22 protein-coding genes and 2 pseudogenes are annotated in these 21,215 nt (G+C 59.4%); 5 read left to right on the forward strand and 19 right to left on the reverse strand.

All coding sequences use genetic code 11. The features are described 5' to 3' along the window. A partial coding sequence (locus AB4136_RS32755; RefSeq protein WP_441932293.1) for a transposase domain-containing protein occupies positions 1-135 on the forward strand: 135 nt, incomplete at its 5' end. Between the two features lie 279 nt (positions 136-414). Here the strand turns inward: AB4136_RS32755 and AB4136_RS32760 are convergent. From AB4136_RS32760 to AB4136_RS32795, 8 genes are all read right to left on the reverse strand, one after another. Next, positions 415-1,029, reverse strand: coding sequence for a C39 family peptidase (locus AB4136_RS32760; protein ID WP_137902168.1), 615 nt, complete (start codon positions 1,027-1,029; stop codon positions 415-417). Positions 1,030-1,080: 51 nt separating this feature from the next. Continuing rightward, entirely contained in the window at positions 1,081-2,049 is a 969-nt protein-coding gene (locus AB4136_RS32765; protein ID WP_171021062.1) for a membrane dipeptidase, read from the reverse strand. Next, complete coding sequence (locus AB4136_RS32770; RefSeq protein WP_441932277.1) at positions 2,036-3,094, reverse strand: ABC transporter ATP-binding protein; 1,059 nt, start codon at positions 3,092-3,094, stop codon at positions 2,036-2,038. Before AB4136_RS32770 ends, AB4136_RS32765 begins: the two co-directional genes overlap by 14 nt. A gap of 11 nt (positions 3,095-3,105) precedes the next feature. Continuing rightward, a complete protein-coding gene (locus AB4136_RS32775) occupies positions 3,106-4,134 on the reverse strand; it encodes an ABC transporter ATP-binding protein (RefSeq protein WP_065996676.1) in 1,029 nt (342 codons plus the stop codon). After that, the gene (locus tag AB4136_RS32780; protein WP_245317382.1) at positions 4,134-5,096 is read right to left on the reverse strand and encodes an ABC transporter permease; all 963 of its coding nucleotides are present in this window, start codon (positions 5,094-5,096) and stop codon (positions 4,134-4,136) included. The genes AB4136_RS32775 and AB4136_RS32780 overlap by 1 nt, the downstream gene beginning before the upstream one ends. Further along, positions 5,093-6,031, reverse strand: coding sequence for an ABC transporter permease (locus tag AB4136_RS32785; protein WP_065996712.1), 939 nt, complete (start codon positions 6,029-6,031; stop codon positions 5,093-5,095). Before AB4136_RS32785 ends, AB4136_RS32780 begins: the two co-directional genes overlap by 4 nt. A gap of 23 nt (positions 6,032-6,054) precedes the next feature. Then, complete coding sequence (locus AB4136_RS32790; protein WP_441932280.1) at positions 6,055-7,647, reverse strand: peptide ABC transporter substrate-binding protein; 1,593 nt, start codon at positions 7,645-7,647, stop codon at positions 6,055-6,057. A 114-nt stretch (positions 7,648-7,761) separates the two neighbouring features. Continuing rightward, on the reverse strand, positions 7,762-8,682 hold the full coding sequence (locus AB4136_RS32795; protein ID WP_083237606.1) for a LysR family transcriptional regulator: 921 nt from the start codon (positions 8,680-8,682) through the stop codon (positions 7,762-7,764). A gap of 311 nt (positions 8,683-8,993) precedes the next feature. Here AB4136_RS32795 and AB4136_RS32800 point away from each other — a divergent pair. Further along, positions 8,994-9,458 (forward strand): annotated as a pseudogene (locus tag AB4136_RS32800) (Tn3 family transposase); the annotation flags it as partial. A 20-nt stretch (positions 9,459-9,478) separates the two neighbouring features. On the opposite strand, the gene AB4136_RS32805 reads toward AB4136_RS32800, so the two are convergent. The 10 genes from AB4136_RS32805 to AB4136_RS32850 all read right to left on the reverse strand — a co-directional run bounded on the left by AB4136_RS32805 (position 9,479) and on the right by AB4136_RS32850 (position 17,166). Beyond that, on the reverse strand, positions 9,479-9,655 hold the full coding sequence (locus AB4136_RS32805; protein WP_441932281.1) for a hypothetical protein: 177 nt from the start codon (positions 9,653-9,655) through the stop codon (positions 9,479-9,481). A 61-nt stretch (positions 9,656-9,716) separates the two neighbouring features. Next, positions 9,717-9,893 carry a hypothetical protein gene (locus AB4136_RS32810; RefSeq protein ID WP_441932283.1) on the reverse strand — a complete coding sequence of 59 codons (177 nt, stop codon included), beginning with the start codon at positions 9,891-9,893 and terminating at the stop codon, positions 9,717-9,719. Positions 9,894-9,929: 36 nt separating this feature from the next. Continuing rightward, the gene (locus AB4136_RS32815; protein WP_441932285.1) at positions 9,930-10,565 is read right to left on the reverse strand and encodes a BtpA/SgcQ family protein; all 636 of its coding nucleotides are present in this window, start codon (positions 10,563-10,565) and stop codon (positions 9,930-9,932) included. Positions 10,566-10,790: 225 nt separating this feature from the next. Then, on the reverse strand, positions 10,791-11,873 hold the full coding sequence (locus AB4136_RS32820) for an ABC transporter ATP-binding protein (RefSeq protein ID WP_137902165.1): 1,083 nt from the start codon (positions 11,871-11,873) through the stop codon (positions 10,791-10,793). Further along, positions 11,866-12,426, reverse strand: a complete 561-nt coding sequence (locus AB4136_RS32825) for an ureidoglycolate lyase (RefSeq protein WP_137902164.1) — start codon at positions 12,424-12,426, stop codon at positions 11,866-11,868. Before AB4136_RS32825 ends, AB4136_RS32820 begins: the two co-directional genes overlap by 8 nt. Beyond that, complete coding sequence (gene rbsD / locus AB4136_RS32830) at positions 12,423-12,860, reverse strand: D-ribose pyranase (protein ID WP_137902163.1); 438 nt, start codon at positions 12,858-12,860, stop codon at positions 12,423-12,425. The genes AB4136_RS32825 and rbsD overlap by 4 nt, the downstream gene beginning before the upstream one ends. A gap of 41 nt (positions 12,861-12,901) precedes the next feature. Continuing rightward, on the reverse strand, positions 12,902-13,717 hold the full coding sequence (locus tag AB4136_RS32835) for an ABC transporter permease (RefSeq protein WP_441932287.1): 816 nt from the start codon (positions 13,715-13,717) through the stop codon (positions 12,902-12,904). 10 nt (positions 13,718-13,727) lie between these two features. Beyond that, positions 13,728-14,957 (reverse strand): ABC transporter permease subunit, encoded by a 1,230-nt coding sequence (locus AB4136_RS32840; RefSeq protein WP_137902162.1) that lies wholly within the window; start codon positions 14,955-14,957, stop codon positions 13,728-13,730. 76 nt (positions 14,958-15,033) lie between these two features. Then, positions 15,034-16,152: an extracellular solute-binding protein gene (locus AB4136_RS32845; protein ID WP_137902161.1), complete on the reverse strand. Its 1,119-nt coding sequence runs from the start codon at positions 16,150-16,152 to the stop codon at positions 15,034-15,036. 42 nt (positions 16,153-16,194) lie between these two features. After that, positions 16,195-17,166 carry a carbohydrate kinase family protein gene (locus AB4136_RS32850; RefSeq protein ID WP_171021061.1) on the reverse strand — a complete coding sequence of 324 codons (972 nt, stop codon included), beginning with the start codon at positions 17,164-17,166 and terminating at the stop codon, positions 16,195-16,197. A 291-nt stretch (positions 17,167-17,457) separates the two neighbouring features. Between AB4136_RS32850 and AB4136_RS32855 the strand changes: the two genes are divergently transcribed. Further along, the gene (locus AB4136_RS32855; protein WP_171021060.1) at positions 17,458-18,399 is read left to right on the forward strand and encodes a LysR substrate-binding domain-containing protein; all 942 of its coding nucleotides are present in this window, start codon (positions 17,458-17,460) and stop codon (positions 18,397-18,399) included. A gap of 157 nt (positions 18,400-18,556) precedes the next feature. Here AB4136_RS32855 and AB4136_RS32860 read toward each other — a convergent pair whose 3' ends face one another. Then, positions 18,557-18,850 (reverse strand): glutamine amidotransferase, encoded by a 294-nt coding sequence (locus AB4136_RS32860; protein WP_441932291.1) that lies wholly within the window; start codon positions 18,848-18,850, stop codon positions 18,557-18,559. A 107-nt stretch (positions 18,851-18,957) separates the two neighbouring features. Here AB4136_RS32860 and istA point away from each other — a divergent pair. Together istA and istB are read left to right on the forward strand one after the other, a co-directional pair. After that, positions 18,958-20,325: pseudogene (gene istA / locus AB4136_RS32865) on the forward strand (IS21 family transposase); the annotation flags it as partial. Continuing rightward, on the forward strand, positions 20,322-21,080 hold the full coding sequence (gene istB / locus AB4136_RS32870) for an IS21-like element helper ATPase IstB (protein ID WP_137902236.1): 759 nt from the start codon (positions 20,322-20,324) through the stop codon (positions 21,078-21,080). The pseudogene istA and the gene istB, both read left to right, overlap by 4 nt. Positions 21,081-21,215 lie beyond the last annotated feature (135 nt).

Here is a 21,215-nt window from a genome sequence, read left to right on the forward strand (position 1 = left end):
AAACTCAACAGTGTCGACCCGTACGCCTACCTCGCCGACGTCATCACTCGCATCGTTGCAGGCCATCCGCAAAGCCAGCTCGACGACCTGCTGCCCTGGGCCTATGCCCCCGCGCCACTCAAGGCCGTGGCCTGAGAACAGCGGTTACGTTGAAAGCGCGCTGAGCCCATCGTTTCGCCATGCGTCATAAGCCCGCCAGCGGGGCATGGTCATCATGCTTCGGAGCCTGAGCATGCACGGCATGGAGCAGTCCGTCGACCAACGCGCCGAACGGTAACCGCCTGATTGTTACTGCGTGCCTGACATCGTCGTGATGGCTGCGTTGCCGCTACGCCAGTGACCGGTCACAGTATCTGTCGCCGCCAACGCAATCTTTGAGAGTGGCCGCACCAGCAGGCAAACGCTCTGGAAATTTCAGGGGTGGATGGCGATGCCTCGACCTGCGAAGTACCGCCCGAACACGGCGAGATCCATCTTGACGTTTATCTGAGTTTCCGGATCGAGGCCGGACGGATTGTGGAAGACGACATTGGTATCTGACACCGCTGTCACCAGTACGAGATGACCACCTTTTGCTGGCGGGTGGCCATTGGGAGAACGGATCGAACTGTGAACTGACGCAACAAAGAAGTCCGAGGTTTTGACCTGCTCAGGCAGCGTCTCTGCGACGAGGCCTGTTACGATCTTTGCCTCCAGACCGAATTCCTTACCCACGAATTCTACAAAGGGTGCGTAGATCAGCCCCCTGATAACTGTGGTCTCGGGTTCGACGACATAGCCGCCATAAGCAGCACATCTTTTTGCAAGTTCAATCGTTGGCCAAATGATACCTGTGCGAGCTGCAAGGATCATCTTGAGGCAGGCCATACCGCAAATATTCCACGCCCATGCGGTGTATTCGTCTATGGACGATGCCCCAGACGAACGCCAAAGAGGATCTTGCCGCAAGGCAACTTCGACACCCTGGTCCAAGATTTTGGCGGTGAGATCAGGTGTCTCCCACTGGCTGAAATACGGAATCTGCCTCATCGCATCGCGGATATGTCCTAGCAGTTGGAAAGCCTCGCAGCCTACGAAATGTCAACAACCCCAGATTTCCTCGAAAACCCGCAGGAAGTTTTCCCCCAAGACGCCGCGAATCTCAGCTTCACCAAAGCCCCGCGTCCTCAATGAAGATTCCAGGTTGCCGGCTTCGGCGTGACTCGCAATGCGCGACGGAAAGGTCCACGGCGGCATTGGTATGTAGCGCTCGTCGTAGCCGAAGTAGACGTAGTCTTCCTCATTCTCCTCAGCAAAGTCGAAGCCTAATCCGACATGTTGAGGCCCTACGAGATCGGCGATGTACGCAGCATGGTCGATCAGCATGTCAAGTGTTGCGGGTCCATCCTTGGTCAGGAAAAATGGCGCTGCGCAGACGCCAACCACCCCACCCGAAGCTGCGACCGCGCGGATCAAATCGTCGCTGACATTGCGCGGCGTCTCCATCAGTGCCCGCGCATTTGCATGCGATATGATCATTGGACGAGAGGCGACCTCGGTTGCCTCCAAGGCGGTACGCGGTCCTGCGTGGGCGAGATCCACCGCCATCGAAAGCGCTTCCATGCGGCGAATAACTTTACGGCCGAATTTGCTCAAGCCTCCATCGGTGATCTCGAAACAGCCATCGCCGACCCGATTGCGAGCATTGTAGGTCAGCTGCATCACCCGAAGCCCGCAGGCGTGAAAAACGTTGATGAAGTCGAGTTCGTCCTCGATCGCATCGGAGCCCTGGAAGTGCAAAACTATCGCTATCTTGCCGGAGGCCTTCGCTTCCCGGATGTCGGCAACCGATCTGGCGATCTTGATTTTGCGAGCGCCGGAGCGCTCGATCTCAAGCCATTTGGCCACATCTTCCATGGTGGTGCGAAAATCCTCGATCGCTCCTGCCGTTGCGAGTACTGCGTCAAGCCCCCCAGCGATCATATCGGGCAAGCGCTTGTCGACATCTCGCGGGTTGATCATCGGCGCGGCAGCATCGAGCAGTATCGGCGAGAGGTCATTCAGCGTCATCGCGGGTTCTTCCCTTGGTAGGATTCTCAATTGCGTGAGCGGTGTCGCCGCCTTCCGTGCCTGCCGCGAGCCAGCAGCGGCTCGCATAACCGAAGGCGACGGTAAATTTGGGCGGGGCGGCAATTGCGCACCGATCGATTCGCGCCGGGCACCGGGGGTGAAATGCACAACCACTCGGCTTGCGAGCAAGGTCGGGCGGTCGGCCCTCAATCGTTTCCAACCCGTTTGCGAGATGTTTATCGACGCGGGGGACGGCCTTCAGAAGCGCTGCGGTGTAGGGATGGCTGGGATTTCCGAAAACTTCACGCGTCGGACCTTCCTCGACGATACGCCCGGCATACATGACGAGCACTCGTGAGCAGAACTGCGAAACCAGCGCGATGTTGTGGGAGATGAAAATTATAGCCGTTCCCTCGTCGCGATTCATGTTCGCCAGAACGCTGATGATCTGCGCCTGCACCGTGACGTCGAGCGCAGTTGTCGGCTCGTCGGCGATCACGAGCTCAGGGTGATTGGCAGTGCCGATGGCAATACCGACGCGCTGGCGCATGCCGCCGGAATATTCATGCGGATAGCTGCGGGCGCGAGCGGCCGCCTCAGGAATACGGACCGCATGCAGCATGTCGACCGCCTGCCTTCGCGCTTCGCGGCGCGTCACATTATTGTGCGCCTGGATCGCCTCGCCGATCTGCCGGCCGACGGTCATGACCGGGTTCAGCGAGGCCGACGGGTCCTGAAAGATCATCCCGATCTGCCCACCGCGGACCTTGCGCATCTCCCGCTCGGGCAGCGTCAGCAGATCGCGACCAGCGAACAAAATCTTGCCATTTGCGATCCTGCCCGGATGTCTCACGAGGCGTATGAGCGACAGTGCGAGCATCGTTTTGCCGCAGCCGCTTTCGCCGACGATGCCGACGACCTCGCCACGATCGATACCGAACGACACGCCGTCCACGGCCTCCACGATACCGCGCGCACTTGGAATGTGGACACTTAGATCCATCACATCGAGCAGCCTGCCCGAGCTTTGGGGACGTACGAGCATCGCCATGGTTCCTAAAAGGCTTCTGCCGCGACTGGGAGCGGCGCCGCAGCATGAGCAGCGGTTTCGTCTGCGAAGTGGCACGCCGCCTGGTGGGTGTCTGTCGCGACCAGGCGCGGCTCCTGGCTCGTGCAGATCGCCGGATCGCCGAGTTTTTTCCGCAACCAGCAGCGAGGATGGAAGCGACAGCCTCGCGGCATGTTGAGCGGCGAAGGAGGATCGCCCGACGCCAACAGAGGCTCCATAGCGGAATGCACCGGCCCCCCGAGTGTCGGTACGGCGGACAAAAGCGCCACGGTGTAGGGATGACGCGGTGCCGCAAACAGCCGCTCCGCATCAGCAAGTTCCACCACAGTGCCGAGGTACATGACGGCAATTCGGCTCGCCATTTGCCGGACGACCGCCAAATCGTGCGAAATGAAGATGTAGGTGAGCCCAAAGCGGCGCTGCAATTCGATCAGCAAGTTCACGATCTGCGCCTGGATAGACACATCAAGCGCGCTTAGTGGCTCGTCGCAGATAATCAGCTTGGGCGACGCCGCGAGTGCTCGAGCGATGCCGATGCGCTGACGTTGGCCGCCGCTGAAGGCGCGCGGCAAACGCATGCCAGCTTCTGCGCCCAAACCGACCACATCGAGAAGTTCCGCCGCGCGCTGTTTCCGCAAAGCAGTGCTCGCACCGGCGATCAGCAAGGGCTCCGTTACGATCGCCTCAACACTCTGGCGAGGATCAAGGCTGGCATTTGGATCTTGGAATATCATCTGCATGCTTCGGCGGGCATTGCGCAAATCCTTGGACCGCAGCCTGTCGAGCCGTACACCCATGAATTCAACCGAGCCGGAACTCGGCCGCTGCAACATCGCGATTGTGCGGCCAAGAGTGGTTTTGCCGCAACCGCTCTCGCCGACGATGGCCAGTGTCTCGCCAGCCGTAACGTCGAGGTCGATGCCGTCCACGGCGCGAACATTTCTGCCTCGGCCAAAGAACTTGGCTCCGATAGAGAATGAGACACGCAGGTCGCGGATTTTGAGAAGGGCTGCCATCAGACACTCCCATGGCCGCGGAGAGCGGGATCGAACCTGTCGCGCAAGGCGTCGCCGCCAACATTCAGGGCGAGCAGCGAGAACCCGATGGCCAACGCCGGCATCAACAGCAGATGAGGATAAGCTTGGATCGACTTCACGCCTGTAGCAATCATAGTGCCCCAACTCGGCGTCGGTGGGTCGACGCCGACACCAAGGAAGCTCAGCCCTGCCTCCAAAAGAATAGCATTTGGCACCACAAAGCTTGCCGATACCAGGATCACGGGCAGACAGTTTGGCAGGATATGCGCCCGGATGATCCGCCAGTGGCTCGCTCCGGACAGGCGGGCCGACAGCACGTACTCGCTGTGCTTGAGACCCATAACTTGCGAGCGTACCAGGCGCGCCGTCGTGAGCCAGGAAGTGAGACTGAGCGTCAGAAGGACGCCGAGCAGTCCCCCTGAGAGCCGGTACAGGGCGGCCAGCGGTTCCAGCGCGCCAGTTACCTGGCCACTGAGTTGCCCCTTTACCAACGAGGCGATCAGGATTGCAAAGAGCGTGTCGGGGAAGGCGTACATACTGTCGACGAACCGCATGACCAGCCTGTCGGTTCGACCGCCCGCGTAGGCTGATATCGTTCCCACCATCACGCCAAGTGAGACGGCGATCAGTGTTGAGACGACCGCAACGACTAGCGAAACGCGAGCCCCAACAGCCAATCGCGAGACCATGTCGCGGCCAAGCTCGTCCGTGCCCAGCCAGTGAGCCAAGGACGGCAAAGCATTGCGATGCAGCACGTCTTGCTTGTAGGCATCGTAGGGCAGGAGTGGCGCGGCCAGGGCCAGAAGGGCAACAAGCGCCAAAAATGTGAGACTAAGCGCCAAAGCGGGGCTTTGCTGGCACTCGTGCGTCAATGATCGCCATAAACGTGTCGCCATCGACGGCTGGCCCTGTGAACTTGAAGTGTCAGCGACGATGGTCATCCGGCTTGATCCACGCGAACCCGCGGATCGAGCAAGAAATAGCTCACGTCCACGATAAGGTTGAAGACAATGACGAAGACGGCGTAGACCAAGGTGGTCCCGATGATCACTGGATAATCGCGCGCCGCCACGGCGAGGACAAAGTAGCGACCAAAACCCGGGATGCCGGCGATCGACTCCACAAAAAACGAACCAACCAGCACGTAGGACGCATAGGCGCCGACGACAGTCACTATGGGGATGAGGGCGTTGCGGCCCATGTGACGTACGATCACATGAATGGGCCGAATGCCTTTGGCGCGTGCCGTTTGCACAAAGTCCAAGTGCATAACTTCGCGCATGCTGGTGCGAAAATAGCGAATGATTGCAGCCATTGGCGCCAGCGCTAGCGACAGCACTGGGATAATGGCCGAAGCGGTAAAGATGCCTTTGAAACCGAAAGTCGGTAGCCAACCTAGCGCCACGCTGAAGGTGACGATCAGCACCGACGTGATGACGTAGGTCGGCATCGACGTCCCCAGCGTACTTAGCATCCTAATCGCCGCATCGATGTATCTGTGTGTTGTCAGCGCAGCGAGTGCGCCAAGAGGCAGCCCGATGATGATGGCAAGCAGTAGCGCGGCGGCGCCGAGCTTCAGCGAGACGGGCAGAAAAGTGGTGATGATGTCTGCCACAGACCGCGACTGGTCCCGATAGGACGGGCCAAAGTCGCCGCGGAGGGCGCCCGAGAGATAGTCGACATATTGAACGTAGAGCGGCTGATTGAGCCGGAACTTTGCATCGAGCGCTTCCTTGACCGAGGGCTCCATCGGCCTGTTGGAGCCTACGTCCCAAGGCGACCCCGGGGTCACGTGCGCGATCAGAAACACCATCGTATAGACGAGAAGCAGCGTTGGCACCGCCGCCAACACGCGCCTTGCAATATAGGCCAGCATCGATCCACCCATTCCCGACGGTTCTATTCGATATTGGCTTCACCAATATGGTATAAATCCAGAACACCCTCGTGCTGAAGGTTCTTGACGTTTGGCTTGATCAGCCACAGGTCAGTCGGATTGTAGAGGGGGATCATAGGTGCCGCGTCTTCCAGGATCTTGTTGGCGGCCTTGAAGATCTCGATCCGCTTTGCTGGATCGGTCTCTACATTTCCCTTCGCAACCAGGTCGGCGAATTCGGGCGTCGTGAAATGGTTGTTGCGATAATCGCCGATGAAGAGCTCGCCGAACCAATTCGCCGGGTCGGAATAGTCCGAATACCACTGATTAATCATGACATCGTAGGGTTCGGTTTTTCGCGATTTGACCCAAGCGCGGTATGCGTTCTCCTCAAGGACATTGATCGTGGCTGTTACCCCGAGATTGTCCTGCCACATCTGCTGAAGGAGCTGGGCAATCAGCGGCTGGCCACGATTGGCCGAAGCAGTGATGGTGAATTGAGGGAAGCCCTTGCCGTCCGGGAACCCGGCCTCGGCCAGCAGCTTCTTCGCATCGTCTACTGATCCCTTCAACGCATCTGCAGTGTTACTGCCTGCGATCGACGCAGGCAGGACTGTGGCTGTCGGATTGGCGGTATCATCGCTCACCGCAGCAACAATCGCCTTGCGGTCGACGGCCAGACTTAGCGCTTGTCGAACCCTTTTGTCATTCCAAGGGGCACGGGTGAGGTCGTACTGTGCCCAGATGGTGCCTGGAATGGCGTACGGCACGAGTTGCGAGGAAAGCTCTGCGTCGGCCTTGACCCGAGGTATGTCTTGGGGCGGAACGCAGGAGGCAAAGTCGATCTCTCTGGCTTCGAAAGCTCGCAATTGTGCCGTGCACAGATCGTCCGAAGCGACCGTTATCTCGATCTTCCCGATCTGCGGCTTCTGACCACCGTAGTATGGATTGGCCTCCATCGTGATCGACTGGTCGTTGATGCGGCTCGCCAGCTTATATGGGCCGTTGGACAGCATGTTCTCTGGCGCGATCCACTTATCGCCTGCCTTCTCCACAACAGCTTTCGGGACCGGGGTCAGGTACGGCAAGGCAAGCTTGGCACGAAAATAGGGAGCCACAACCGATGTCTTGACTTGAAATGTAAATTCGCCAGTCGCCTTGATGCCGACAGCGTCTGGATCCGTGATCTTACCTTTGTTGTAAGCTTCGGCATTTTCGACGTCGCTCAAAAAGGGGGCGACTTCGCTGGCTAGCCTAGGATCGAGAATGCGCTTCCAGGAGTAAACCCAATCTTGGGCCGTGACCGGGTCGCCATTCGACCATTTGTAGGCGGGGTCGAGTGTGATGGTCCATGTTCTGCCATCGGGCGCCAAGTCGATGCTCTTTGCTTGGCGAAGTACCAGATTGCCCTTCTCGTCTATGCGTGCCAATGGCTCGAAGAGCTGGGCATTGACGTAAATGGAGTAGTCCGTCGCCAGGTTGGGGTCCATAAAGCGCGGCTCGCCGGACATCATGCGGAAGGTGTTTGTATTTCCTGCGTGGGCGAGGCCCATTGCCAGGCCGAGCCCAAGGGCAAAGGCGCTGGCTGACGCTGTGATGGTACGTGCCAGTATCATCGAAATCTCCCATTTCATCCCGAGGTCTTTACGGTGTCTCCGTTGGGTCGACGCTATTGGTTCGATGAGGCAATTTCTAATACTGATTTCCCCATTATTGATGCGCTTGCGGCATCAATAGCTGAATACGTCCGGGTTTCGCTCGTTTGCGAGCAAGGTCTTTCGAGCGAGAGCGACAAATTTCTGAAGCGCTTTGGATTTGAGGTCTGGATGCCATGCAGCCACGGTCGCGAACGGCGGAGGATGCTGGTGAAAACGCCGAAGGACGATGTCCTGTCGGATCTTAAGCCAGGCCGCGTCCACATAAACTGATATCCCCATACCAGCGGCTACGAGATTGACGATACCGTCAGAATGGGCTGCTTCCTGCACCACGCGCGGGCGAAAGCCCGCAGACATGCAGAAAGCGTCGACCACATCGATGAATGTGTCCCAAGAGCCGGTCGCTCCCAGCACAAACGGTTCTTCGGCCAGGGCGGTAAGATCGATGGCCGCGGCATCGGCGAGCGCATGCCCCCTCGGCAAAAGGCAGATCAGCCTCTCACGGCGCAGCACTTCATATTCCAAACCCGCGACGAGATGCTCGCCGGAAAGGAAGCCGATGTCTAAGCGCCGCTTGCGCAGGGCGTCGGCCATGTCCGGTGAACTCATAGATCGAAGTTCGATCTCAATTCCTGGATTAAGCGAGCGAAAGTCGCGGATGATCTTCGGCAGTGAGTCATTTATGGCAAAGTCATTGAAGCCAACGGTGAGGGAGCCGAGATCGCCCTCTTCAACCCGGCGGGTGACGCGAATGGCAGCGGCGAGATGCTCAAGAAGATCATTCACCTCGGGAAGGAATACCTGCCCGGCTGCGGTTAGGACCACGGAACGGGTCGTGCGCTCGAAAAGCTGAACGCCGAGCAGTTGTTCCAGGTCGCGGATTGTTCGGCTGAGCGCCGGTTGCGCAATGTTCAGTCGCTCAGCTGCACGCCGAAAATTGCCCTCTTTTGCGACCGCGACGAAGACCCGAAGATGGCGCAGTTCAATGGTCACTTTGCTCTCTATGCCGCTGGACGGCGTCTGTAGTGTCCGTTCAAGCCGATGGACGGCTCAGTATGCTCAAGGATCTTTTCTTTTTTAAGGTCGAGCCGGGCAAAACGCTACCTCCCTCGACCAACCCCGCACCAGCGCTTCGAGAGTTTCGCGTCGTCGGGTCGTTTGCTCGTTTCCACCCTAGTCGAACTTGGCCTGATCCTGTCATCGATCTGGGTCCACCTGGCATAGTCTATGGAATGACCACCAACACAGGACCGAACACCTCGCGTCATGTTGGAAGTGACGTTGCCGAAGATGGTCGGGCCGACCTAGGCTCACCGAAGGAAAGCCAGCTCGCAAGGGCGCTACGGGAACTTGGCCGGATCGAGCGATCGCTGTTCATGATCGAATGGTACTCAAGTCCAGCGTTACGCCGGCGCTGCCAGGCCGGCCTCAATAAGGGAGAGGCGGCACATAAGCTGAAGCGCGCCGTCTTCTTCCACGAGCGCGGTGAGATCCGGGACCGATCGTTCGAAAGTCAGGCCTTCCGCGCCTCCGGCCTCAACCTCGTCGTTAGTGCGATCGTGCACTGGAACACGGTCTATATCGAACGGGCCGTCACCCACTTACGCAACGCGCGTCGCGAGATTCCGGATCATCTGCTCAAGCACATTTCGCCGCTGAGCTGGGAGCACATCAATCTGACAGGCATCTACACCTGGGATAGCGAGCAGCATCTGCCGGGAGGTTTTCGGTCGCTTCGCCTTCCAGCTGGGCTGCGGCGGGCTGCCTAGAGTTCCCGCTTCGTTCGCCCTTAACGTACGATTTCGCACTGCTCTTGTTCTGATCCCAACTCGATCCCGATGCGCCTGGCTCCGGCCGTTAGTTGCCGTACCGCGCGGTAGAAGTTGTCGCGGCGCCAGTCTGTATAGGTGATGTTGTCGCCAAAGCCGCGGCGCCAGGGCTGGCCACCGTCGATGCCGGCGGACATGGTCGTCGCCTTATCGTGGTCGATTACCAATGCCGTATTTGCGGCCAAAATAGCAGTAGAGCTAGCCCGAATAGTATTTGATGCAGTGGTAAGACGTGAACAGCGCAGTATCGACATTGTTCTCAGACAACCAGCCACGCAAATCGTTCCGGCGGCGGTTCATTTCGGCATCTGAAAACGGTGAATATGCCTTTTCACCATTGTGCCACTTCATCACATGCAGCATGTCATCTGTCATTTTATTCTCCGTTTGGATTGCCCTGTGAGGATCACATCAGATATCGGTCGCAGTGACTTCCCCCTGTCGGCGCACAAAGGTCATGAGGCGCGCGAGCTTGGCCGGATCGAAGTTGTGGAAGTCGCCGGAGCGGTTGATTCCGGTTCCTATGATGAAACAGTCGATCATCGGCGCGAAAAGATGCGCGTTCTCCGGCGTGAGGCCGGATGCGAGCGCCAATGTGGCCTCGCCGACGCCACGGCGGAACGTTGCAACCTTGCTCAGCTCCGGCGCGTGCCCGGTCGCTGTGCCGGAGGTTGTGACGACATCCATCCAGGAGGTGGCAATTCTGGCCGAAACCTCATAGTGCTTTGGCGCGACTTCCCGCTGCTTCTTGAAGCAGGTGCCCCCGAAATAGAGCCCATCCCACTCCGATTCGCGGCGCGCATTCGCGATGCTCGCCGCCTCTTTCTGGTCGTCAACGGAGCTTGTCTCATCAATACGGGCGTCATCCGCCCAGTATGCATCGACGCGAATTCCGTCACGCTGAAGATCACCCAGGATAGGAAAGGCATCCTTGCCGGTGACCGCGAGGAAATTGGCTCCGATCCAGTATGTCGGGAATTGCCGACGCATGGCGCGGATGACCGGAAGGAACGCCTCGACTGTGATGTCGTGGTTGATCAGCAGCACGCCGGGGGCGCCCTCGTGCAGCGCGATCCTGACGTTTCGCTCTGCCTGCGCATGATCGAGAACGTGCACGACGGGAAGTACGACAGGGCCTGGCGATTTGAAAAGCCTGTGAAATTCTAACCGGTTCATTTCTATATCCGTTCCTCCTGAATTTTCTAAAGACGAGTCTCGCCGCGCCGCCGAATGTGTCGGCGGCTAAAGCAATCGCTTTCCGTTCAACGCTCGCTAGGCGGCTACGACCTGGGGGGCCTGGACCGTCCACCCGAATTCAATCCGGTCGGCCGGTCCCGGAGGCCTGGCGTCGCCGAAAAAGTTCTGTTTGATGGTGAAGTTCGGATTTCCGGGGAGATCGAGCCGCAACCGCGTATGATCGCCCAGAAAGATAGCGTCAGCGACCTCGACGACATATTTGTTTTCGCAGTTCGCCGCCGCAGGCCCTACCATCACCCGCTCAGGCCGCAAGTAGACGAAAACCGCGTCGCCTATTTCAAGCCCTGGCTGCGGCCGGGTACGGATCATGAGCCCGGTGTCGGCCTTGACGGTGCAACCGTCGTTTGCCGAAGCCACGATCGTTCCAGCCAGACGGTTGTTCTCGCCGACGAATTCAGCCACGAATGCGCTCTTCGGCTGGTCGTAGATCTCTCGTGGCGGAGCGCATTGCAGGAGCCTGCCATCGTTGAAGACAGCCACACGGTCGGACATCGTCATCGCTTCGGCTTGGTCATGGGTGACATAGACCATGGTGACTCCGGTTTCCCGGTGCAATTGCTTTAATTCGAGTTGCATGCTCTCGCGAAGTTGACGATCAAGGGCGCCCAGCGGCTCATCGAGAAGAACGATGCTCGGCTCGAAGACCAGCGCGCGAGCGAGGGCGACACGCTGCTGCTGCCCGCCGGACAATTCGGTGGGACGGCGTTGAGCGAGCGCATGGAGTTTGACCATTTCGAGCCCGCGCTGGACCCGCCGTGCTATCTCGGGCTTCGGTATTCGCCGTGCCTTGAGCGGGTAGGCCAGGTTCTCGGCAATCGTCATGTGCGGAAATAGCGCATAGTTCTGGAATACGACGCCGATGTTTCGCCGATGCGGCGGTATGCCTTCAATGGGCCGGTCATTGAGGAAGATGTGTCCGCTGCTCGGCGATTGCAGGCCGGCGAGCATCATCAAGGTGGTTGTCTTACCCGATCCGGACGGTCCCAGAAGCGATAAGAATTCGCCGCGGTGGATGTCGAGGTCGAGATTCTTCACCACAGTAAGGCCGCCGTAGGATTTCGATACGTTTTCGTAACGGCTGATGATGTTGTCAGTCATCTCGATCACCTGCAGCCATGTGCGGCACCATTTGGTCGGCGCGCGGACGCAGGATCAGCCGGCCAAGCAACTCCACCCATCCGCCTCGACCCTCGCTGTCCTCGGCCTTGCGTCGCTGGGCTATATAGAAATACGAAGCCTCGCCCTTCAGGCCGAACGCCGCTGCGTGCCATACGCCTGCATTCATCGCGAGCGCGCTGCCGGGCTTGACGACAAAGGCCCGCGCGGTTCGGCCGTCGGGCCGCTCGATGCCGGAGGCGTCCTGGACGCCGTGCGCGACGCACTGCACAATTTCGCCGCTGACCGGGATGATGAGCTCGGTTCCCGGTTCGCGCTCCATCTCTGTTATGTCGGGCATCGAGTCCCCTGCTTGGACAAAGCCGACCCATTGCCGACCCTGGCTCAGTTCCGCGCAGCCTTCCCAGCATTTCCACCACCCGCCGTCGCTGGTCGGATGGGTCGCACCGAAGAGGAGTGCCTTGCCGAACCCCTGGGCGGCTTCGGCGGACAAGGGCTCGACCCTTATCTCTTCAATATCTCTGGTCGCGCTCATTGCATTTGGCTCCGGGGCTTGAACGCAAGGCCGGCCACGATCACGACGTTGCAGTAGGGAATACACTCGCCCGTGCGGATGATCCCCTTCACCGACTTCGCATGCTCCTTGAAAGTGACATGCGGCTCATGGTCGACGACGACCTTCTCGCCCTGCGCGCGTTCGGTCGCCGCTATAATGCTTTGCACCTCGGCGTGAACCTCGGGGCCGTGGTTTTGCATTTCGGAATCGATGATGACGCGCTCGATCGCGAGTTCTTCGGCGATGACGGAAAACACCTCGGTCAGCCGGGGGATGCCGTGGGTGAGGCAGATATCGTAGCGAAGGTCCTTCGGGATCGGCCATCCCGCATCGACGATCATGATCTTGTCCGAATGCCCGAGATCCCCGATCAAGGCAGTGAGGGAACCGTTGAGCAATGTGCCTTTACGCATTTGGTTCTTTCCGTTTCCGGCGCGCGTGATGCGCGCGTCTGTCAGGCTTTCCTGGTGTTTTGTGCATACGCATCGCTGCGCCGGCGCATTACCTCGCTCAGGATGAGGATCACGACCGCAAAAAAAACGAGCATCGTCGCGACGGCGAGAATCGCCGGGCTGAGGTGTTCGCGCAGGCCGATCAACATCTGGATCGGGACCGTTTTCTGCTTGTAGGCGCCGATGAACTGGATCACGACGACCTCGTCGAGCGACGTTGCGAAAGAAAAAATCGCCCCGGCGATCACGGCAGGCCGGATCAGCGGCAGCGTGACCTTTCTGAAGGTAAGCAATGGTCCTGCGCCAAGCGTCGACGATGCCGCCACCAAATCCCAGTCGAACCGTTCCAGGCTGGCCCTGATGGTAATGACGGCGACCGGCGCGGCCAGGACGGTATGCGCGATGATGACGCCGGTATACGTCCCGATCAGCTTGAGATCGGAAAACGCCGCATAGATGCCGCCTGCCGTCACGACGATCGGAACGATCTGAGGCATCAGGATCAGCGCCGTCCAAAGGCCCTTCATCGGAGTTCCCGCCCGCGACAGGCCTAGGGCTGCCAAGGTTCCGAACAACGTAGATAGCAGGGCTGCTGACACGCCAATAAACAGGCTGTTCTTCAACGCGAGGATCCAGTCGCGATCGTGGATCACTTCGAGATACCACTTCGTCGAATAGGCGGACGGATCGAGGGCTACCATCTCCGGCGTGTAGACCATGTACTGACCGGAGGTGAACGACAAAGGGATAATGACCAGGAGCGGCAAGGCCAGAAAAGCCAGTCCGAGCATGACCCAGATCTTGATGAGATGCCTCACGATAGCCTCGCTATGCTTTTCGCGCCGGCTTCGGCCTCACGGCGCGAAGCAGCAGGGCGGCTGCGGCTATGACCAGAAGCAGCATCGTGGAGAGCGCGCCTGCCAGCCCCCAGTTGAGCGACTGGGAGAAGTTGTATGCGATCAGGTTTCCGATAAGGCTTCCGCTCGGCCCGCCTACCAGTTCCGGCGTCAGGTAGAAGCCGAAGGACAGAACGAAGATCAGAATGCCCCCAGCAAGCACGCCGGGAAGTGTCTGCGGCAGATAGACCGAGAAAAAGGCACGCAAAGGGCTGGCGCCAAGCGTCAGAGCCGCACTGAACAGCGATGGCTGCACGCGATTCATGACCGCATAGGTCGGCAGCACCGCGTAGGGCAACAAGACGTACGACATGACGAGCACCGTCGCGAACAGGTTGTTTAGCAGTTGAGGACGGCTCGCGGCATCGACGAGTCCGCTTCCGACAAGGATGCTGTTGATGACGCCGTTCGATTCCAGCAACACCTGCCAGCTGGCAATGCGGGCAAGAAGGGGCGTCCAGAAGGGCAGAAGAACCAGGCCCATAGCGCAGGTGAAGACGGCGCCGCGAGCCTTCGAAAGATAATATGCGATCGGGTAGCCGACGAGTGTGCAGACGCTGACCACGAAAAGGGCCACGAAGATCGTCCGCGACCAGAGGCGCAGATATATGCGCTGTCCTTCCGGCTTCGCCTCGATGGAAAATGCCGAGGAAGGATCGGACGTCCTCATGTCCAGCGCGTTGAGATAGTATTCCGGAATCACAGAATGGGTTGCTAGGCTTATCGCGCGCCACGTCTTGGGCTCTCCCCAGCGTTTGTCGAAGGTGATGAAACCGACCCGGTTAGGTTCGATCTTACCGAGTTGAGCGGTGGTTTTGCGAACCAGGCTGTTCATGCCGCCTTCGAAAAAATTCAATCTTGCGGCAAGCTTCGCGACACCTTCCGGATCGCGGGCAAGATCCTGCCCGAACGCGGCAAACACCGCATCGTCAGGAACCGGCCCAGCCGGATGGTTCTTCATTGCCTGTGCCGTCCGGGACAGCGCCCCGGCGACATTGATGTTGTCCACGCTGAGGAAAGCGAACCGCAGCAGTGGCAATACCAGGAAGAGGATGACCAGCAGAACGAGTGGCGCGATCAGGCAGAGACCGACGGCCGACGAGGGCTTAGGGCGCCACGACACCGTTCTCACTGGGGCTCGCGAGAGGGATGTTTCGGCCATTGTCCAGGCTTCTCCCAGAGGGGGTCTGCTGAAGCATCGGACGCGTCCGATGCTTCAGCAGGGCGTTGCAAGGCGATCAGAGGCCGGCTTTCCAAGCGGTCCAACGCTCGGTGACTTCGTCCTGATGATTTTGCCAGTAGTCGACGCCCATCTCGATGTAGTTCTTCATGTTATCGGGAGCGGTCGAAAGATAAGGCCCAACGGCCGTCTTGCCGTCCTCCGACCAGGGCTCGTTCGCCAGAATCTTGTCGACCGCCGACTTGCGCCACGGAGCATAGGGAATGTAGCGAGCGGTTTCAGCGATATGGTCTGTCGAGGTGGCAAACTTTAGGAATGCCTTCGCTGCGTCGAGATGAGGGGTGCCCTTTACGACTGCGAAGTTCTGGAAGTCCATGATCTGGCCGTCCCACACCTGCTTGATTGGAGCATTTTCCTTCACGACCGCGTTGAAGAACCGACCGCTCCAGCCAGTGGACATGACTACTTCGCCCTTGGCCAACAACTCCGGCGGTTCTGCGCCGCCGGTCCAGAACACCAGCCCGCCATTCGGGTCGTCATGCAGAGCCTTCAGCTTGGCAAGCGCGCGATCGACGCCGGCTTCGCCAGACTTCTCGAGATATTGATAAACTTCCCTCGGAGCGACGCCGTCAGCCATCAGCGCCAATTCGATCGCCTGGGTAGGGCTGCTCCAGATGCCACGCTTGCCAGGGAACCGCTTGGTGTCGAAATAGTCCGCCACCGTGGCCGGCTGCTCTCCAGAAAATACCTTGTCGTTATACGCGAAATCCCACGAATACAGCACCGTGCCCACCGAGCAGTCATTGGTGCGCTTGACCTGGTAATCGTCCACAGTGGCGCCATTCGGCGCCGGCTCGGTAATCTCCTTGAGATCGATCTTTTCGAAGATGCCTTCAGCGCAGCCCGTATTTGCCTCCGCGCTGTTCACGTCGACCACGTCCCAGGTGACATTGCCGGATTCCACCTGCGTGCGGATTTCTCCGAGGCCACCCGAATATACGTTCCAGTTGATCTTGTTGCCGAGCTTCTCGTAGGCTTTGCCGTAGCCGAGTTCCTGGCTGCGTTGGTAGGAACCGCCGGTCGAAGTGACATTTACCTCCGTGGCCTGCGCGAGGCAGGTGGCGGCGATGAGAACGGTTACGGCCGTGCCGGCCAGCAGCATGGGATTTTTTTTCATGCGATTCCCCTTTTTCAACTCTCTTGGCTGTGCTGCCTTTGGCTAGACCGGAAGCGCAGAGGCAGCATCTGCCTGCTTCAGGTTCCTCAGAAAATCCTCGACTGCTTGGACACTGGCGCGGCCGCCGCGCGGGCCGATCAGTGTTGTCGAACGAGCGGCGGCAAGGTTTGCGAACCGGGCCGACTGCTCTATTGAGTGGCCACAAGCGCGGCCGAAAAGATATGTTGAATTGAACGTATCGCCCGCGCCTAGCGGATCAATGGCCGGGACGCGAAGGCCCACAATCCTCGTCTTTCCGGCCCGCGAGGCGACCTCGCATCCGTCCTTGCCGAGGGTCGTGATGACTTCGCCGTCTGTTGCGGCCAAAAGCTCAGCAATCGCCGCTTCACTTGTCTTCGCACCTCGAAACTTGCCGACACTTTCATCATTGAAGGAAAGAAAATCAGCGGATGAGAAGGCCCACCAATCTTCATCTGCTGAGCGAAACGACTCCGCCTCAACATCAATAAAGAGCTTAGCACCCCTGCCCCGCGCCTCCGCTATGACGTCTTCGATATCGGCAATGCGTGTCAGATGAGCAATCGTAGAGTAGATGAACTTCGCGTCAGTGAAGATAGCGCGTTCCTGCGCCGTCAGTTCAAAGGTATAGCCCGGATCTACGATGACCAGCGTCTTCTCGTTTGCGTTGACTTCGCTCAAGAAGTTGTAGGCATAGGAATTCTTAAACTCGGACGAGCGACGCATGTATCGCGTGTCAACCCCGGCTTCCGCCAATTCATCCAGGATCGGATCGGCGTCTTCGTTGTCCTCCAGGGGGCCCATCAACACGGGCGGACGACCGTAACCCGCAAAGATCGTGGCGGCGTTTGGGATCATTCCGCCATATACGCGTCCGACGGGCTGAGCATTGATCTTCTGCCCTTCAGCAGGCCAATAGGCGCAACGGAGATAGTGATCGACTGCGTGGCTCCCGAAAAACACCACCGTGCCGTCGCTGGTAACCGCCTTGGACATCCGTTCCTCGTTTGGCAATCGGTGGGGCCGACCATACGGCAGCGGTGTCACCCTCGTCATTTCCGCCTCCACCATTTGCTGAAATGGAGGCGCCAACAAGCGCGAAGACCTTACGCTTACCGTAAGCTGGGCTTACGGCACGAAAATACCATGTCCGTGTGGTTAGGCGTCGGCATCCGCTATAGTCGTTTCCTTGCCTGCCTCGGCTGGACGGATATGGCATCAGCCCGATATGACAATTCGATGGTGGGGTTAGGTCAGGTTACTGGAACTTCTCGGCTAGGAGTTGAAATGTCGCTCACGCATTTCTCGCTTACGGCGTTGCGAACGTTCGAGGTCGCATCCCGTTATTTGAGTTTCACCAAGGCAGCGGACGAGCTTTTTCTGACGCGTTCCGCAGTGAGCCAGCAGATCAGCCAACTCGAGAGTCAGCTCGGCGTGCGGTTGTTCCACCGCATGAACAGCAAGCTGGTGTTGTCGCGCGAGGGCGAGGCTCTCGCCGGCGCCGTGCGCAAATCCCTGCTGAACATCGAAGGGGCGCTGGACAGCCTTAGTTCCGGTGATATTTCCGGCAGGCTAGTCATAGGATCGCTGCCTTCCTTCGGCGCCAAATGGCTCGCACCTCGTCTCAGACAGTTTGTCGACCTCCATCCCAACATAGAGGTCCGACTCCTGTCGTATGTGAGTTTGGATGACGTCATCGCCAACGGCGTCGATATCGCCATCAGCTTCGTGCGCGAACGCCAATCCGGCATTTGCCAAGAAATTCTGCTTCAGGACGAGATCTGGCCGATTTGCACGCCGTCGATCCTGCGCCAGAGTGATCCAATCGAGACGAGCGAGAGCCTTTCGACCTATCCGATCCTTCATACGACGCTTGAGGGCTTGGATTTTGGCGCTAGCTGGGAAGAGTGGCTCGCAACGCTCAACCTGCCGGCTTTCGACTCGCACCGATCGCTGTCCTTCTCGCGCGCCTACATGATGATCGAGGCGGCCATGCAGGGGCAAGGCATCGGCATCGCGATGCGTTCCCTCGTAGAGCAAGATATCCACGCCGGCAGAATAGTGCGGCTCTTCGACTTTGACGTGAAAGCTGCCAAGCTAATCGCCATCTTCTATCCCGAAGCCGCAGAAAACCGCCCTGCCATCCGAGCGTTTAGTGATTGGATTCACGGCCTTATCCGGGTCGAACGGCCTACACTGAATGTTGCCGTAAAAAACGAATGCAATTAGGTGAAACAAGAACGGATACTTACGCAGTACGCGCTAGCACGGCTTGCTGTTTGACTGGGGAAGGTGTCTACCGGCTCGACGATTGCTGGTATGCCGTCGAAGGCGGCGACAAAATTTAGATGGATCCGCTCTGCGCAACCGTTAGGCGCAATCGCAGTCACGACAAACTCGCTGTCCACGACGTAATCTGTTGCCAGAGTTTCGCGTAACCATCCCACGTCACGAATGCCTCCGGCGCCCAGTGCGGCGCGCAATCGGATGTGAAGGCCACTGATCGTCCCTTGCCAAACGAGCCGCAGGCGATCAGGGGATCCTTGCCAACAGACGCCACCAGTTCACCTTCCGGTTTCATGCTGACGCGGTTGTAGCCGAGGAGGTGTGGCCAGCTAGAACCCAGCCCCGCTACGGCCGGATGGCCTTCGGTGAGAGCGGCGGTGAGAAAGTCTGCCACGGTAGCGGCGGGATAGTCCTGCTGCGGGCGGATTAAAATCCGGCCACCTATTTCCCTTCTGCACTGTTCGCAGGAGGGTTCGGGGATCTACACCGTGGAATTATATCTGAAGGTCCGCCCCGGTGCGTCGGCCGAAGCTGGACGCATTCGTTTCGACCATCGAGCATTGGCTCGATGAGGATCTGAAGGTTCCGCGCAAGCAGCGCCATACGGCCAAGCGGGTGTTCGACCGTCTCCGCGAGGAGCGCGGGTTCACCGGCGGCTACACGATCATCAAGGATTACCTGCGCGAGCGCGAGCAGCGCCGCCAGGAGGTGTTCGTGCCGCTGTCGCATCCGCCGGGTCACGCGCAGGCCGACTTTGGCGAGGCGATGGTGGTGATCGGCGGCGTCGAGCAGAAGGCGCGCTTCTTCGTGCTCGACCTGCCGCACAGCGACGCCTGCTATGTGCGGGCCTATCCGGCGGCGGTGTCGGAGGCCTGGGTGGATGGCCACATCCATGCGTTTGCCTTCTTCGGGGCGGTTCCGCAGTCGATCGTCTACGACAATGACCGTTGCCTGGTGGCGAAGATCCTGCCTGACGGCACACGCAAGCGGGCGGCTCTGTTCTCAGGCTTCCTGTCCCACTACCTGATCCGGGATCGCTATGGCCGTCCAGGGAAAGGCAATGACAAGGGGAACGTCGAGGGCCTTGTCGGCTATGCCCGGCGCAACTTCATGGTGCCGATCCCGCGCTTTGCATCGTGGGACGAGTTCAATCTGTGGCTCGAGGAGCAGTGCCGCAAGCGCCAGGGTGACAGGCTGCGGGGCGAGAGCGAGACGATCGGCGAGCGGCTGCAACGCGATCTCGCCGCCATGCGCCAGTTGCCGGCATCACCCTTCGATGCCTGCGACCAGGCCAGCGCCCGTGTCACGGCGCAATCTCTGGTTCGCTACAAGACCAACGACTACTCTGTTCCGGTCGCCTATGGCCATCAGGACGTTTGGGTCCGGGGCTATATCGACGAGGTGGTGATTGGCTGCCGTGGCGAGATCATCGCCCGCCATCCTCGAAGCTGGGAGCGGGAAGACGTCGTCTTCGATCCGCTGCATTACCTGCCGCTGATCGAGCAGAAGATCAATGCGCTGGATCAGGCAGCACCTCTCCAGGACTGGGACCTGCCCGCAGAGTTCGCCACACTGCGTCGCCTGATGGAAGCGCGCATGGCAAAGCATGGCCGGCGCGAGTATGTGCAAGTGTTGCGGCTTCTGGAAAGCTTCGAGCTTGCCGATCTGCATGCGGCGGTGAAGCAGGCCCTGCATCTCGGGGCGATCGGCTTCGACGCCGTCAAACATCTTCTCCTGTGCCGGGTGGAGCGCCGGCCGCCGCGACTGGACCTGTCCATCTACCCCTACCTGCCGAGGGCGACGGTCGAGAAGACCTCGGCGAAGGCGTACATGCGCCTCCTGTCATCGGATGCGGGAGAAGCAGCATGAACGCCGAGGTTCCCGAGATCCTGCTCTCCCATTACCTCAAAACCCTGAAGCTGCCGACCTTTCTGCGCGAGCATCAGAAGCTGGCCCGGCTATGCGCCAGCGAAGGCGTCGATCACGTCGGATACCTGACCCGGCTGGCCGAGCGGGAGATGATCGAGCGGGATCGCCGCAAGGTCGAGCGACGCATCAAGGCGGCCAAGTTCCCGGTCGTCAAAAGCCTCGACAGCTTCGACTTCGACGCCATCCCCAAGCTGAACAGGATGCAGGTGCTGGAACTGGCGCGCTGCGAATGGATCGAGCGGCGCGAGAACGTCATCGCGCTTGGACCCAGCGGCACGGGCAAGACGCATGTCGCGCTCGGCCTCGGTCTGGCCGCCTGCCAGAAGGGCCTGTCCGTCGGCTTCATCACCGCAGCCGCCCTGGTCAGCGAGATGATGGAGGCCCGCGACGAACGGCGACTTCTGCGCTTCCAGAAGCAGATGGCCGCCTGCAAGCTGCTCATCATCGACGAACTGGGCTTCGTGCCGCTCTCCAAGACTGGAGCGGAATTGCTGTTCGAGCTGGTCTCGCAACGCTACGAACGTGGCTCGACGCTGATCACAAGCAACCTGCCGTTCGACGAATGGACCGAAACGTTCGGATCCGAGCGCCTGACAGGCGCGCTGCTCGACCGCGTCACCCACCACGTCAATATCCTCGAGATGAACGGCGAAAGTTACCGTCTCGCCCAGAGCCGAGCCCGAAAGGTCGGCTGAAACCCCAACAAAAAACGCCGGCGCCGCAAGCGGGAAACTCTGGTCGGGCTACGCCCTCCCGACGTTCCCCGCTTGCGGCGCCAAGTGGCCGACTTTTACGCCGCCCCGTGGCCGGTTTTTGCTCCGCCGTTGACA

The organism is Mesorhizobium sp. 2RAF21 (assembly GCF_052115345.1).
GTDB lineage: Bacteria > Pseudomonadota > Alphaproteobacteria > Rhizobiales > Rhizobiaceae > Mesorhizobium > Mesorhizobium terrae.